The organism is Aurantimonas sp. C2-5-R2 (assembly GCF_036549495.1).
GTDB lineage: Bacteria > Pseudomonadota > Alphaproteobacteria > Rhizobiales > Rhizobiaceae > Aurantimonas > Aurantimonas coralicida_A.
This window is the reverse complement of record NZ_JAZHLJ010000080.1, coordinates 1-13,949: the sequence shown is the minus strand read 5'-3', so window position 1 is coordinate 13,949 and position 13,949 is coordinate 1. Positions and strand designations below refer to the sequence as shown.

Below are 13,949 nucleotides of genomic sequence, written 5' to 3'. Positions count from 1 at the left end.
ATCGCTCCTCTGGAGGTTCGGGCAGGCTTCGACACCCGCCCCGATACGCCGCCTTTCTCAAACCGTCATCACCCAGTTTCCGCCATAGCTCGGCACCTTGTCTCCCGCCGCGTGCCCCTTCGTATCATTGACGAGCTTGAAATGGTCAAGGTCGATCATCAGGACCGCGCATACTCTCCCTGCCATAGGATTTGACAAGATTGCCTCGGCCTCGTTGAAGAATGCCCACCGGTTCGCCAAGCCCGTCAGCATGTCAGTCCTCGCGACACGCTCGAGCTCTCCATGCACATTCTGCAAGCGGTGCGTAGTGCGGATCCAGGGAAACAGAAAGCATGACGCGACGGTCGCCGCGACGAGGAAAGGCAGGAGGACCTCCCTCTCGAACCCTTCGCTGACATCTAAAACCCGCGACGCAGACCAAAAGAGCGCGGCGGCCATTGACGATGCGGCGAACGTGAAGCCAGCAGTCTTGAGCGTGGTCCGGAGCGACATCAGGCCAGCATGGACGAAAGACCTTGCATTTCGATTGATGCGAAACCCGAGATTTGTAGGATTTCTACCGGCGCATACGTCTCATCCGCGGACAATTTCCAGGACAGGGCTACACAAGCACCGCCCTAGATCCTATAATTGTGACAAGAGGCTTCTGAAGCACCGTTTCGCCAGGGCCTCAATCTCCCGCACACCCATATTAGGTGGTCGGCCTTTTTCCCGAAGAGCGGGAAAGCGTGCTCGTGATCGATGCGACCTGCATCGCATAGCGAACCGTCATCTCGCTCCAAGCTGCAGAAACGCGGCTTTTTGGGGGGATGCCGGTCCAAGCATCACGTCGACGAGTTTCGTCGGCCGGTTGCTCACTGCGCGTGTCGTCGCTCTTCCTTGAACTCATGGGAGCGTGAATGACCGATAGAATGTTCGAAGCGAGTGAGATCGTTCTTGAGACCGGCATCTTCGATGGCAGAGACGGCAACGTGTTGAATGCCGCCGGCTTCGGCGGGGTGCCGGAGCGTGATGGCGACCTGGTCTGGTATTCGTCAATGCTTCGATATCGGTTGCGAAACAATATCTCGAATTCGACGGTCAAAGCGATCCAAGATTATCTGATCACCTTCGGCAGCGGCAGGGCGATCCTGCGCACCATCAACGGCACCGTCTTTCTCCAGCCGCGCACGCAATTGGATGTCGACCTCCTGTGTTGCGAGATGGGCCAGTTTGTCACCGGCTGGAAAGTCGAAAAATGAGCATTATTCTTGAACGAGGCACAGCCTCGGCCCCTGTCACGCATCAACCTCTTTGCTCGCAATATCGGTCCCGCCGCACCTTCGCGATTATCTCGCATCCTGACGCCGGCAAGACGACGCTAACCGAGAAGCTCCTCTTAGCCGGCGGCGCCATCTCCATGGCGGGGGCGGTTCGGGCAAAAGGGGAACGACGGCGAGCACGGTCCGACTGGATGGAGATCGAGCAGAACCGCGGGATTTCGGTGACCTCCTCCGTCATGACCTTCGAGCGTGAGGGAACGACGTTCAATCTCCTGGACACGCCCGGGCACAGCGATTTTTCCGAAGATACCTACCGGACCCTCACCGCGGTCGACAGCGCGATCATGGTGATCGACGCGGCCAAGGGCATCGAAGCGCAGACGCGTAGGCTGTTTGAGATCTGCCGCCTTCGCGATATCCCGATCATCACCTTCGTCAACAAGGTGGACCGTGAGGGGCGCGATCCGTTCGAGCTCCTCGACGAGATCGAGGAGGCGCTGGCGCTGAGCGTGGCGCCGATTGTCTGGCCGGTGGGAATGGGGTCGGACTTTCATGGCTGCTACGACCTCTCTAGCGACGAATATCTTCTTTCCTCTGAAGGCCGGAATGGGCATTGCGACACCTCTCTTGCCATGCGTGGCGTCCAAGACGAGTCGCTACGCAACCACCTTTTCGAGCACGTCCTGGAGCCCTTCAGGGAAACAGCGGAACTCGCCAAAGAAGGTTACGCGGCGTTCGATGAGGACGCTTACCGTCAGGGGCATTTGACCCCCGTCATTTTCGGCAGTGCTCTGCGCGACTTCTCCGTCGATCAGTTGCTGCGGCTGATTGCCGATCATGCTCCACCGCCGCGCCCACAACCGTCCGATAAGGGTCCAGTTGATCCGGCCGAAGAAAAGGTTTCGGCCTTCGTTTTCAAGGTACAGGCGAATATGGACCCGAAGCACCGGGATCGGGTCGCCTTCGTGCGCTTCTGCTCCGGACACTTCAAACGCGGCATGAAGCTTGAACATGTGCGTTCGGGCAGGGAGATCGCCATCGCGAATCCGATCTATTTCTTCGCCCAGGAAAGGACGCTGATTGAGGAGGCTTATGCCGGTGATGTCATCGGTATTCCCAACCACGGGACCCTGCGCGTCGGCGATACCCTGACCGAAGGCGAGACCTTTCGCTTTACCGGACTGCCAGCCTTCGCTCCGGAAGTGCTGCGGCGCGTTCGTCTTGAGGACACGATGAAAGTGAAGCAGTTGCGGCGCGCGCTGGAGGACCTCGCCGAGGAGGGGCTGGTCCAGGTCTTCAAACCCATGATCGGGTCGAACTGGATCGTCGGAGTGGTCGGACCGCTCCAGCTCGACGTCCTATCGTCCCGCATCGCTGCGGAGTACAAGACGGAAATCGCCTTCGAGCCGGTGCCGTTCGGCACGGTGGATTCGGTCCGATAGTCCCCGAAAAATGCAAACCTTCCTGGAGGAGAACTTCCTCAACACGGCGCTCGACCGTGACGAACGGCCGGTGTTTCTACCCAGAGACGAGTGGGATCTGCGTCAAGCGCGCGACCACAACCCCCATATCGTCTTCGACGCCGTCAGGGAGCTCGTCGGCTGACCAACGGTTTCAATTCAAGCCTTCGCCGGAGGACTGGTGGTTTCACGACTGGATGAACTTGCAATGGCCATCGCCAACCGGCGAGCGATCCTCTTCGCCGGTGCAGGCCTGTCGATGATCGTGGGACTTCCGTCATGGAGAGAACTCGTCGACCATATGCGGCGGGAATTGGAGCTTGATCCCGAGAGTCCAGGCATGGAAGCGACCTATCAGACGCTCTCGGAGTATTACCGCATCAAGACCGGTAGCATCGGCCCTTTGCGTAGCTGGATGGACCGGCACTGGAGTGTCTCGGAACAAAACGTTGCAAATTCGCCAGTCCACAACATGATCGTAAAGCTCAATTTCCCGATTATTTATACGACGAACTACGATTATAACCTAGAGGTTGCTTTTAACTTGAGCGGCCATCCCTATGTTAAAATCGTCAACGCCCGTGATATCGCCAAGGCCACTAGCACCGACACACAAATTGTAAAATTCCACGGCGACTTCGAAGACGATCAATCGCTCGTCATTGCTGAAACTGATTATTTCAACCGCCTGCATTTCGACTCGCCGCTCGATATAAAGTTTCGGGCAGATGCGTTGGGTCGAACCATCTTGTTTATCGGTTACAGCGTGTCGGACNACGATCAATCGCTCGTCATTGCTGAAACTGATTATTTCAACCGCCTGCATTTCGACTCGCCGCTCGATATAAAGTTTCGGGCAGATGCGTTGGGTCGAACCATCTTGTTTATCGGTTACAGCGTGTCGGACCTTAGTGTCCGTTCCAAAAAGAGGTGAGTGATTTCAGCGGGTTGTGATTCTGTCGGATTGCTGAGATTCGACGGAGATCAAGATGCCCTGGACCGAAATCACCCGCCCGCACTATGAGCGGCGCTGCCCGCGCTATGCAAGCGATCTGACGGATGAGGAGTGGGCGCTGATTGCGCCGCTGATGCCGTCGCCGAACCGCATCGGCCGGCCGCGCAAGACGGATCTGCGCGAAGTCGTGAACGCGCTTCTGTATCTGGCCTCGTCGGGCGGCGCGTGGCGGCTGTTGCCGAAGGACTTTCCTCCGTTCTCGACGGTGCAGAAATACTTCTGGCGCTGGCGTGACGATGGCCTGCCGCGCACCATCAACAATGAACTCGTCATGGCGGCGCGCGAACGGGAAGGAAGGCAGGCGAGCCCCTCGGCCGGCGTGATCGATAGCCAGAGTGTCAAAACCACCGAAAGCGGTGGAATACGGGGCTTTGACGCTGGCAAGAAGATCATGGGCCGCAAGCGCCACATTGTCGTCGACACGTTGGGCCTGCTGGTCGGCGTGGTCGTTCACCCCGCCGACATTCAGGACCANTGCGTCATATCTTCGCTGATGGCGGCTATGCCGGACCGAAACTGCGGCACGCCTTGCAAAAGGTCGGCAAGTTCACGCTGGAAATCATCAAGCGATCGGATAGCGCCAAGGGCTTCGAGGTCCTGCCGCGTCGTTGGGTCGTGGAGCGAACCTTCGCATGGCTGGGACGATGCCGAAGACTGGCAAAGGACTTCGAACGCACCATCGCTTCCGCCCAGGCCTGGGTCTTCATCGCAAACATCCGCATGCTCACCCGACGGCTCGCAAGGCATTGAAAACGCCACCTTCATTCTGATTCAGACACTTAACATCCGTTTGCTGCTTCACCGCTTGTGGCTGACTTGGCGTGATTCAGGGCGCGAGAAAGATCGCCCACGATCCTTCGTTTTCATGTCTCGCGAAAACCCTGTGCAGGAGGCTGTGCTGGGCCAATGGGGCATCAGCGTTCTCAGCGGCGAGCACGATGAGCCGGCGGACTCGCTCCTAAAGTTCATGGAAAGGCTGACCGAACGCGTGGAACATTTTCGTCAACATGGAACGTCGAGCACATAGTTACTCGCCGGAATAGCCCGCCCGAGATCGCCCACCGGATAGGCTCGCAAGCCGAGAAGTTACAAGACCCCATCTGCGGTCGAACCAATGGACAAAAGCGAACTACGCGCAGCACGACGCCCAGAGGCGCAGTGCAGGCGCCGGAGCCGATGGAGAGATGATGAATGTAGTGGTTCAGGAAACGGCGTCGCTCCCGGACGTCGCCGTCTCCATTCGCGAAACCTTTGGTTTCGACAGCGACTCGACCGTGCCAGCGTTTTCCCAACCCAATGAGCATGTTCCCGAGTTCGATGCCGGCTATCTCTTCGATAAGCCGACCACACTCGCCATCCTCGCGGGCTTCGCCAGAAACCGCCGCGTGATGGTCTCCGGCTTCCACGGCACGGGCAAATCGACACATATCGAGCAGGTGGCGGCACGGCTCAACTGGCCGTGCGTGCGCATCAACCTCGACAGCCACGTCAGCCGCATCGATCTCGTCGGCAAGGACGCGATCACAGTGCGCGACGGGATGCAGGTCACCGAGTTCCGCGAGGGCATCCTGCCCTGGGTCTACCAGAACAACGTCGCACTGGTCTTCGACGAATACGATGCCGGGCGCCCGGACGTGATGTTCGTCATCCAGCGGGTGCTGGAATCCTCCGGCCGCCTGACGTTGCTCGACCAGGCGCGCGTCATCCGCCCGCACCCGGCCTTCCGGATCTTCGCCACGGCCAACACCGTGGGTCTCGGCGATACGACGGGGCTCTATCACGGCACCCAGCAGATCAACCAGGCGCAGATGGACCGCTGGTCCATCGTGACGGTCCTCAACTACCTGCCGCACGACAACGAGGTCGGCATCGTGCTGGCGAAGGCCAGAAGCTACGACACCAAGGAGGGGCGTCAGACTGTTTCTATGATGGTCCGTGTCGCCGACATGACGCGCGCCGCCTTCGTCAATGGCGACTTGTCCACCGTCATGAGTCCGCGCACCGTTATTACCTGGGCGGAAAATGCCGAGATCTTCGGCGGGGAAATCGGCTTCGCCTTCCGCCTCACCTTCCTCAATAAGTGCGACGACCTGGAGCGGCCGCTCGTTGAGAAGTTCTACCAGCGCGCCTTCGGGGAGGAGCTTCCTGAATTCTCCACCACCGGGTCCACGGCTAAAGAAGCCGGATGATCCCAAGGTAAGCATCGTCGATGATGCATGCACGTAAAACCAAAGGTCCGCCGCGACGCATCCAGCCGCTCAGGTGGCCCCGCGATGACATTGACGATGATCCGGAACGCAATCTCGGATCCCCGCTAACGATGGGGAATTTGCCCGAGCTCTTCCTGACCCTCCCACCATCAGCTGCGGAACTGCTCTTCAAGCTGGCGCGCCGCAAGGCCGGCGCCGTGCGCGAACAGAAGCGTGGCATTAATCGTGGGGTCGATGGCGACGGTCACTTCGGAGACATCCTGAAAGCGAACGAAGTCCGCCGAGGCGGTCATGAAAGGGTCTGCGAGACTGCTCGGTGTCATCGTTACCAAATCTGTCTCGGGCAGAAGGGCGCCGCGCCAGTTGCGCGGGCGATATAGGGGGCAATGGGTGTCAAGGCCACTAGGCCCGAATTGAGAGGAAGGATCGGTCCGTGAGCCGAGAGGTTGTAAGCTGTGCTCCCGGCAGGCGTTGCGACGAGCACGCCATCGCCGGTCAAAGCCGACAAACGTTTTCCACCGTTCACCGTTATGTCGATCTTGATCATGCGCTGGGTCGGGCGGAATACTGCCACCTCGTTATAGGCGTACGCAGAGCACCGCTCGCCGTTGGACAAGACGCACGTCATCCGCAGCGGATGCAAAATGGCCGGTTCAGCCGCCTCGATGGTCGCTTCCAGATTCGCCTCCTGAAAACCGTTCGTCAGGAAGCTCGGGCTCCCGCAACTCATCGGGTAAATCGGAAGAGCGTGACCGGCCAATCGGTGCAGCCCTCGTACAACACCGGAATTGCTGGCGATCAAAACGATCGCGTCAGCCGCGTCAATCGTTATCCGGCCGTACAGCCGCCGTAACCGGTCGCCGAATGCATCCGGCACTTCCTCGCCCGCCAGCACAGCGATTTTCATCATTTGACCGGGGAGCTACCGGGTATGCGACAACCCCCGTGAGAGGAAGGATCAACAATGTGCGACGTCAAGCCATGTAAACTTGGTGAAGCAATCCAGAACCACATTCGGAAGAAATGGGAGCTGCCGATGCAATGGCCAGATGCACAGGAGACACTGCTGTGCCACGAGATGCGGGCGAGGATCGACCTTGTGGGAACGGACGACGAGCGGCTTCTCGACGTTCTTCCCAATACCGTCATGCAAAAATTTAGACGGGCTGGAACAGACTGCGGCGCTGGAGGATGTCGGTAGTTCCCGATCATGTGCTTGGAAAATTTGAAAATGATGGAATTCATCTTAAAAGCGGTAAAGGTCGATGACGAAACGATACCTACCGAAATTATTCTGATTTTCGTCGAACGAAGCGTAGCGGCCGTACTGGGTGGCGAGCGCGACGATGTCGGCCGTCAGCGCCGCTTCGTCTGCCCGTCCCGCCGGCGCCTTGCGCTGCGTCGAACGATGCTGGCCCAGAACCCGGCAGGCGAAGCGTTCCGAGAGACATCGAACGTCGCCATGACGTGATCGATGCAGCGGCGGCGGCGGGCGGGGCTCAGAAGTTTCCTGAGGCGGCCTCGCGAAGGATCAGCTTCTCCAGCGTCAGGTCCGAGACCGCCTTGCGCAGCCGCTCGTTCTCCTTCTCAGGATCTTTTAGCCGCTTCTCCTGATTGCCCTTCAGGCCGCCGAACTCCTTGCGCCAGCGGTAATACGTGAACTGCCCGACGACGCCGATCGCCCGGACCGCTTCGGCAACCGCGCGTCCCTGCGATACCAGGACGTCCACCTGTCAGAGCTTCGTGACAATCCCCTCGGGCTCATGTCTCTTCTGGGGCATTCCATCGTCCTCCAAATGGCTCGAAAGCCATACTCCAGGGAGGACCACTTTCCATTTCCAGGGGGCAGGCCAATCGCGAAGGGATCTGCAACTCAAAAGGCGCAAGACGGCTGCGACCGAACGATCACTGAAGCGATCGAGCACTCGCAGTAGATACATTTGAGGCTGCGGAGCGGTCGGACGAGCAAATTTAACGCGTACCCAGAGATGCGTTGTCCCCTTCCGCGATCACGTCACTCGGACGCCCTTGGGTCTTCGCCTAGGGTTCTCGAAAATTTTTAACCTCCCCTCTACAATCCCGATCAACATCCTCTAGGTTCCGCGTGTCGGCCGCTGGGGCATTGGCTCCTCGCCGATATTCTCCCGCACACCTTTTTGGTGGTCGGACCCCGAAGAGCCGAGAAACCTAATCGCACTCGACGCGAAGGCGTCGGCAGCGCATCAGGCCACGGCTCCGGAACTGCGATGCAGCTCCGGCTACGGTGCCGATCGTTCCTCTGTCCCGCGGCAATACGTGCCGCTGGCCTCTGCGAGATGGTCTTTCCTCTTCTCAACACGCGGAGGATCGCACGCGCATGACCAAATTTGAAATCGCAGCGACATTACAGACCTTGCAGCACAATGCCGACCAGCCGGACGAGGACGTTGGCTTCAACGGCTTCGGCTCGGGCCCGGTGCCGATTGAGGAGCGTGAGCCGCGCGACGACCCGCGATTGAAGAAGTCTGTGAGCACGGTGCACGTGGTTGAAGTCAGACCCTGCACCGAGATCTCTTTCCTTTGGCGGCCTAGCTTTTTTTGAGAGAGCAGCGCCGCTTCAATCGTCAGCCAGGATCTTCGATGATTGCCCATCAAGCCGCGGTCGCAAGCGTCACGACCCAGTGCGTCCGCAGCAGCATTTCTGATCAACCGGACATCGATGCCGTCGTCAATGCAGCCAATGCAGAACTGATTTCAGGAGGTGGTGTCGCCGGTGCGCTCCACGCCGCGGCAGGGCCTGAACTTGCGGTAGCTGCCGCGCCGTTGGCCCCTCTGACACCGGGGCAGGCTGTCATGACTGCAGCCTTTCGGCTTCCGAACAAGAACGTCAGTCACTGTCTCGGTCCGGTTTACGGCCGAGATGAACCGGCCGAAGCACTGCTTGCAGATTGCTACTTTCAGGCAATCTGGATGGTAGAAGCCAATGCTCTTCGGTCCATCGGCTTCCCGCTCATCTCGACAGGCGCTTTCGGCTACCCTTTGGCTGAGGGCATCGACGTGTCGTTACGAGCGGCGATCCGAGAAGCCGTATATCTCAAGCACTTGCGGCTCATCCGCTTCATCACTGTCGACGCACTTGTCCTTGAGCTTCTTTGTAAAGCCCTCGTGCGTGCCATGGCGAGCGCCGAGAGCGTCGGTTTAGGCAAATCTCATACCCTCACTCATTAGGACTTCAAGGAGAGACGATGCGGCGGGTCGACATCGAACACGGAATATATCGAATCGTCGCGGCCGAGCAGAACGGCTCCGGCCAAGCGATCTTCTGAGGTTCGCGGATTTTCGCTGAGTGACGGATCGCGGGCAAAAAGTAAAAATGGGCCAGGAGATCAACATTGGATAAGGAGTTTGAGATCGGCGAAGTTTTTGCAGATACAAAGTTGCCTCGGCGGGAATAGAAAATCGTCGAGAAGCGCAACGATCGGTATGTGCTGGAGTGCGTCGAAAACTCAAAGGTCAACCGATTTCTTAATGCTGACGCTCTTTCAGATCAGCAGCGCTATAAGAGCCGGCAACAACTGTCTTCCTGTGAAAGGCGTGGCGCATGAGCGTCTATTTCGAAGAATTGGATTATCGCCCGACGCCGATCGGCGCGCTGAGCCTGCGGCGGCGGCGTCAACTGTCGCTCGGTGTCGACGTCTTTGAGATCAAGCTCGGCGACGAGTTTCTCATGTCGAGCCTGTTCACGGCCTCCGAGATCGCGCTGGCCCGGCTGGGTCTCGCGGCGGTCGCTGGCGATAGCCTCGATGTCGTCGTCGGCGGGCTCGGGCTCGGCTACACCGCTCAGGCCGTTCTGGAACACGACGCGGTCGGCTCGCTGATCGTCGTGGAAATGCTGGACGCGGTGATCGACTGGCACCGGACCGAGCTCTTGCCCCTCGGTCCCGAGCTCGTCGCTGATGATCGCTGTCGGCTGGTCCAGGGCGATTTCTTTGCCATAGCCGGCGGCGGAGACGGGTTCGACCCGGATGCGCCTGGGCGCCGTTTCGACGCCATTCTGGTCGACATCGACCACTCGCCCGATGCTCTGCTCGATGATCGCAGCACCAGCTTCTATCGGCCCGAGGGGTTCCGTGCGCTCGCCGTCCATATCAAGCCCGGAGGCATCTTCGGGCTCTGGTCGAACGACAAGCCCGACCAGTCTTTCACCGACCGATTATCGAGCGTCTTCGCCGAGGCCTGGGCGGAACCGGTGACCTTCCACAATCCGTTGCAGGACCGTCCCTTCACGCAGACGGTCTATCTTGCCCGAACCGCCGACACGTCGAACGAGGTGGCATGACGGCAACGCCAGTAACCAGAAACAGCGGACGGCCATTCCCAACTCTCGAGACCTGTCCCGTGTGCCGCTCGCCCGCGCCACGGCCGTTCCTATCAGTGGCTGGGCGGGACTACTGGCGGTGCGATATCTGCGGAGTCCGATTTTTGGATCCATGCCAACATCCGTCACGTGAGGCGGAATACGCCCACTACCTGCATCACGAGAATCATCCGGACGATCCGTGCTACCGCCGCTTCCTGACGAAACTGACTGAGCTGCTCCTTGCGCATTTGCCCGAAGGATCACGCGGCCTCGATTATGGATGCGGGCCGGGTCCAGCGCTGGGTGCAATGCTGGGCGAAGCAGGCCACGAGGTTGCGCTTTTCGACCCCTTCTTTCACCCGGATCCAGCGCCGCTCAATCAAACCTATGACTTCCTCACCTGCACCGAGACGGCCGAGCATTTCCATCGGCCTGCGGAAGAGTTCGACCGGCTCATGGCCCTGGTTCGGCCGGGCGGCTGGCTTGCGATCATGACCTGCTTCCAGACCGACGATGCCCGATTTCGCGACTGGCATTATCGGAAGGATCCCACCCACGTCGTTTTCTACCGCGAGGAGACGATGCGGTATCTGACGGCCTTCCGCAATTGGTCCTGCGACGTGCCCGTCAAGGACGTGGCGCTGATGCGCAGGCCTGCGGAGTCGGGAGGCGCAGAGTGACCACCTGGCTGCATGAACAGCGGCTGGAAGCCGCGCGCGCAGTCATTCGCGACAGCGGTGCCTGCACCGTTCTTGATCTCGGTTGCGGCGATGGTGATCTCCTCACGCGCCTGGCGACGGAGTCGCAGATCGAACGGATTGTTGGCGTCGATCTGTGCCGAGATGCTCTCGGTCGCCTTCGTGTGCGCCTCGACGCGTTGAAAGGGGGAGACACGGCGAAGGTCGATCTCATCCACGGCTCGATGATGGACGGCGGGGCGGCGCTTTCGGGATTCGACTGCGCTATCCTGATCGAGACGATCGAACACGTCGACCCTGAACGGCTTTCGGTCATGGAGCGAGCCGTGTTTGCCGAGATGCGGCCGCAAACCGTCGTGATCACGACGCCAAACGCGGAATTCAATCCGCTGCTCGGCGTGCCGTCTCGCCGGTTTCGCCATCCCGATCACCGTTTCGAGTGGGATCGCGCCAGATTCCGGCGGTGGGCATGCGGTGTCGCTGCGCGAAACGGTTACGACGTGGTCTTCCACGATATTGCAGGCCGTCATCCCGCCCTCGGAGGCGCGAGTCAAATGGCGGTGTTCGACATTGCTGCCTGTTCCGGCGATCAACTCGCCGCCTGAGGATGATTAAACCAGAAGCAACCAGATCGAAGATGACCTCTGCCGAAATCGAAGAACATTCCCGGCTGGGAACCTGCCAGCAGAGCATTCAGACTAATTTGCGGACCATCGGTTCGCGCCTCGATGCTTACGCGCGGGAGATCGAGGAGAACAAGACCGACATGTGGGAGGCGCGGCGCGATCTGGACCACATCGACAAGATCGCAATGCGCCAAGCGATCGAACAAAAAATGCTGTCGGCGGAGGTGCTGCGCGAGCAGCAGCGGAAGCTTCTTAAACTTCGGAAATCGCCTTACTTCGGGCGGTTCGATTTCGCCCGGGAACGGGATGACAAGTCCGGGGCCAAACCGATCTATGTCGGCGTTCACGACTTTCGCGACGAGGAGACCGGCAAGACGATCGTCTACGACTGGCGCGCGCCGGTTTCATCCATGTTCTACGACTATGAGATCGGCCCGGCCCGCTACCAGGCCCCCGGAGGCGAGGTCCGGGGGCGGCTGGAATTGAAGCGTCAGTTCCGCATCCGCGACGGGCGCATGGAGTTCATGTTCGAATCCGGCGTGAACATCGTGGACGACGTGCTGCAGCAGGAGCTGGGGCCGCTCATCCGACGAAGGCATGAAGAATATCGTCGCGACGATCCAGCGCGACCAGAACGCCATCATCCGCGACGCAGAAGCGCACACGCTCATCATTCAGGGCGTGGCGGGTTCCGGCAAAACCTCCATTGCCCTGCATCGCATTGCCTTTCTGCTCTACCGCTTCAAGGACACGTTGAGCTCGAAGGACATCCTGATCATCTCGCCCAATCGGGTCTTTGCCGACTACATCGGCAACGTGCTGCCCGAACTGGGAGAGGAGCAGGTCGGCGAAATCAGGATGGAGACGCTGGCCGATGATCTGCTCGAAGGCAAATACCGCTTCCGGACCTTTTTCGAGCAGACAGGCCTATGTCGCGCAACAGGGACATGCCAACGCGCACCAGACCTGTCTGGCCCATCTCGCCCGCGACGTCGCCTACGCCGACGAGGCAAGCGATGACGTCCTGCCCTCGCGGCTCAGGCTTTGGCTGCGAAGGGCCTTCGTCTTGGCCGACGGTGTCGAGACACTCGCCGCATCAACGATCGCCGCCAAGCGCCGTGCGCTGGAGCGAAGTCTCGACGCTATCCTGGCCACGTCGTCCTCCTGCGATCTCGCCCGCGCTATCCAGCACAAGTTCCGGCGTGCCCGCGATCAGCTTCTCACCTTCGCCTTCTGGCCCGGCATGGTCGAAGCGACCAACAAAGCGTTTTTGGTTTTACGCGGCCAGCCTCTCGAACTGAAGCGGCTGATGAAGTGGAGCGCCGAATGGCGCCGGAGGGGATTGTAGAAGCCGTCGATGTAACGGCCGATGGCGGCGTTCGCCTTCGCCCGGCTCAGGACACTTGTGGAGACCAGCGCTTCGAGAATGTCGGTCCAGATCCGGCGACGCGACCATCGGTTTAGGGGGGTGTAGCCAGGCCGTCTTCGCTCGGACGATCCTGCCAGCGGCTGCCGACCTTGATCACATGCAGGATGCCGCTGATCACGCGCCGGTCGTCGATCCGCCGTGCACCCGGCTGGTTCTTCGGCATATGAGGTTCTATCGCTGCCCGTGCCTCGTCGTTAGCCAGAAAGTCGCGCCATCAGAGCCCCCGTTGCCTGCACTCAAAGGAGACTGATTTGCTACCTCAAACAGTCTGATCGAGCCACCTCTCCCTAACTCGTTCAATATGCACTCTCAAGCTGACATTCCCTCAGTCAGTCCGCTCGAAGCCAGGATGGAAGATTTCCGCCACCACTTTCGTTTTTTGAGTTGATCTCGCATCTGCGAAATGGCACCAGTGGTAGGCACGGACCCATTCAGTTGGGTGGCTATGCTGGGCGCCGATCCCCCAGCCAATCCCAACAGCGGATCGCTACACCCTGGCCCGTCTTAGAGCGGCGCGCTCGATACGCTTATCAAGCAAAAAGTCATCATGAATTTTGAAACGCTCCGCCGCGAGTGGTTCGGGAACGTCCGCGGCGATCTCCTCGCCGGGATCGTCGTCGCCCTAGCTCTCATTCCCGAAGCCATCGCCTTTTCCATCATCGCCGGCGTCGACCCGAAGGTCGGCCTCTACGCCTCCTTCTCCATCGCCGTGCTGATCTCCTTCTTCGGCGGCCGCCCCGGGATGATCTCCGCTGCCACCGCTGCCACCGCAGTCCTGATGATCACGCTGGTCCGCGACCACGGCCTCGAATATCTGCTCGCCCGGAGCGTGTCAACGAATGTGAGACAGCCGGAGCGATAGATTAAGCTTGGAGTTGGAGCTTGTTGTTGGGCGGATTGATCCAGACGG

11 protein-coding genes, 8 pseudogenes and 1 other annotated feature are annotated in these 13,949 nt (G+C 59.7%); of the genes and pseudogenes, 13 read left to right on the top strand and 6 right to left on the bottom strand.

Features of this window, described 5'->3' with window-relative positions; all coding sequences use genetic code 11:
* Positions 1-57 precede the first annotated feature (57 nt).
* Positions 58-492: a GGDEF domain-containing protein gene (locus VQ044_RS20815; RefSeq protein ID WP_327649317.1), complete on the bottom strand. Its 435-nt coding sequence runs from the start codon at positions 490-492 to the stop codon at positions 58-60.
* Positions 493-899: 407 nt separating this feature from the next.
* Between VQ044_RS20815 and VQ044_RS20810 the strand changes: the two genes are divergently transcribed.
* The 5 genes and pseudogenes from VQ044_RS20810 (at position 900) to cobS (ending at position 5,926) form a co-directional block, all read left to right on the top strand.
* Positions 900-1,241, top strand: a complete 342-nt coding sequence (locus tag VQ044_RS20810; RefSeq protein ID WP_327649319.1) for a hypothetical protein — start codon at positions 900-902, stop codon at positions 1,239-1,241.
* A pseudogene (locus VQ044_RS20805) lies at positions 1,238-2,867 on the top strand (peptide chain release factor 3). The gene VQ044_RS20810 and the pseudogene VQ044_RS20805 overlap by 4 nt, the downstream one beginning before the upstream one ends.
* A 63-nt stretch (positions 2,868-2,930) precedes the next feature.
* A pseudogene (locus VQ044_RS20800) lies at positions 2,931-3,518 on the top strand (SIR2 family protein); the annotation flags it as partial.
* A 193-nt stretch (positions 3,519-3,711) separates the two neighbouring features.
* Positions 3,712-4,487 (top strand): annotated as a pseudogene (locus VQ044_RS20795) (IS5 family transposase).
* Positions 4,488-4,924: 437 nt separating this feature from the next.
* Positions 4,925-5,926, top strand: coding sequence for a cobaltochelatase subunit CobS (gene cobS / locus VQ044_RS20790; RefSeq protein WP_327649322.1), 1,002 nt, complete (start codon positions 4,925-4,927; stop codon positions 5,924-5,926).
* Between the two features lie 170 nt (positions 5,927-6,096).
* On the opposite strand, the gene VQ044_RS20785 is transcribed toward cobS, so the two are convergent.
* The 3 genes and pseudogenes from VQ044_RS20785 to VQ044_RS20775 all read right to left on the bottom strand — a co-directional run.
* Positions 6,097-6,240: a hypothetical protein gene (locus VQ044_RS20785; protein ID WP_327649323.1), complete on the bottom strand. Its 144-nt coding sequence runs from the start codon at positions 6,238-6,240 to the stop codon at positions 6,097-6,099.
* A gap of 32 nt (positions 6,241-6,272) precedes the next feature.
* Positions 6,273-6,857, bottom strand: a complete 585-nt coding sequence (locus VQ044_RS20780) for a hypothetical protein (RefSeq protein WP_327649324.1) — start codon at positions 6,855-6,857, stop codon at positions 6,273-6,275.
* Between the two features lie 405 nt (positions 6,858-7,262).
* A pseudogene (locus VQ044_RS20775) lies at positions 7,263-7,677 on the bottom strand (transposase); the annotation flags it as partial.
* A gap of 626 nt (positions 7,678-8,303) precedes the next feature.
* On the opposite strand from VQ044_RS20775, the gene VQ044_RS20770 reads away from it, so the two are divergent.
* The 7 genes and pseudogenes from VQ044_RS20770 to VQ044_RS20740 form a co-directional block, all read left to right on the top strand.
* Positions 8,304-8,528 carry a hypothetical protein gene (locus tag VQ044_RS20770; RefSeq protein ID WP_327649326.1) on the top strand — a complete coding sequence of 75 codons (225 nt, stop codon included), beginning with the start codon at positions 8,304-8,306 and terminating at the stop codon, positions 8,526-8,528.
* 38 nt (positions 8,529-8,566) lie between these two features.
* Positions 8,567-9,154: a macro domain-containing protein gene (locus VQ044_RS20765; protein WP_327649328.1), complete on the top strand. Its 588-nt coding sequence runs from the start codon at positions 8,567-8,569 to the stop codon at positions 9,152-9,154.
* 373 nt (positions 9,155-9,527) lie between these two features.
* Positions 9,528-10,265, top strand: coding sequence for a spermidine synthase (locus VQ044_RS20760; protein ID WP_327649329.1), 738 nt, complete (start codon positions 9,528-9,530; stop codon positions 10,263-10,265).
* 143 nt (positions 10,266-10,408) lie between these two features.
* Entirely contained in the window at positions 10,409-10,966 is a 558-nt protein-coding gene (locus VQ044_RS20755) for a class I SAM-dependent methyltransferase (RefSeq protein WP_327649330.1), read from the top strand.
* Positions 10,963-11,589: a methyltransferase domain-containing protein gene (locus VQ044_RS20750; RefSeq protein ID WP_327649332.1), complete on the top strand. Its 627-nt coding sequence runs from the start codon at positions 10,963-10,965 to the stop codon at positions 11,587-11,589. Before VQ044_RS20755 ends, VQ044_RS20750 begins: the two co-directional genes overlap by 4 nt.
* A gap of 32 nt (positions 11,590-11,621) precedes the next feature.
* Positions 11,622-12,488, top strand: a complete 867-nt coding sequence (locus VQ044_RS20745) for a hypothetical protein (RefSeq protein ID WP_327649334.1) — start codon at positions 11,622-11,624, stop codon at positions 12,486-12,488.
* A gap of 50 nt (positions 12,489-12,538) precedes the next feature.
* A pseudogene (locus VQ044_RS20740) lies at positions 12,539-12,872 on the top strand (IS66 family transposase); the annotation flags it as partial.
* A gap of 14 nt (positions 12,873-12,886) precedes the next feature.
* Here the strand turns inward: VQ044_RS20740 and VQ044_RS20735 are convergent.
* Both VQ044_RS20735 and VQ044_RS20730 read right to left on the bottom strand, forming a co-directional pair.
* Positions 12,887-13,032: pseudogene (locus VQ044_RS20735) on the bottom strand (IS3 family transposase); the annotation flags it as partial.
* Between the two features lie 12 nt (positions 13,033-13,044).
* A pseudogene (locus VQ044_RS20730) lies at positions 13,045-13,202 on the bottom strand (IS5/IS1182 family transposase); the annotation flags it as partial.
* Between the two features lie 257 nt (positions 13,203-13,459).
* Positions 13,460-13,512 (top strand) — a sequence feature (sul1 is cis-regulatory element that is thought to sense ions involved in sulfur or methionine metabolism; They are found in Alphaproteobacteria).
* Between the two features lie 74 nt (positions 13,513-13,586).
* Here VQ044_RS20730 and VQ044_RS20725 point away from each other — a divergent pair.
* Positions 13,587-13,889 (top strand): annotated as a pseudogene (locus tag VQ044_RS20725) (SulP family inorganic anion transporter); the annotation flags it as partial.
* Positions 13,890-13,949: the final 60 nt, after the last annotated feature.

Excerpts from the sequence above, each read along its gene's own strand:
- VQ044_RS20815 (WP_327649317.1), bottom strand. The coding sequence starts at position 492 with ATGTCGCTCCGGACCACGCTCAAGACTGCTGGCTTCACGTTCGCCGCA.
- VQ044_RS20810 (WP_327649319.1), top strand. The coding sequence starts at position 900 with ATGACCGATAGAATGTTCGAAGCGAGTGAGATCGTTCTTGAGACCGGC.
- cobS (WP_327649322.1), top strand. The coding sequence starts at position 4,925 with ATGAATGTAGTGGTTCAGGAAACGGCGTCGCTCCCGGACGTCGCCGTC.
- VQ044_RS20785 (WP_327649323.1), bottom strand. The coding sequence starts at position 6,240 with ATGACCGCCTCGGCGGACTTCGTTCGCTTTCAGGATGTCTCCGAAGTG.
- VQ044_RS20780 (WP_327649324.1), bottom strand. The coding sequence starts at position 6,857 with ATGATGAAAATCGCTGTGCTGGCGGGCGAGGAAGTGCCGGATGCATTC.
- VQ044_RS20770 (WP_327649326.1), top strand. The coding sequence starts at position 8,304 with ATGACCAAATTTGAAATCGCAGCGACATTACAGACCTTGCAGCACAAT.
- VQ044_RS20765 (WP_327649328.1), top strand. The coding sequence starts at position 8,567 with ATGATTGCCCATCAAGCCGCGGTCGCAAGCGTCACGACCCAGTGCGTC.
- VQ044_RS20760 (WP_327649329.1), top strand. The coding sequence starts at position 9,528 with ATGAGCGTCTATTTCGAAGAATTGGATTATCGCCCGACGCCGATCGGC.
- VQ044_RS20745 (WP_327649334.1), top strand. The coding sequence starts at position 11,622 with ATGACCTCTGCCGAAATCGAAGAACATTCCCGGCTGGGAACCTGCCAG.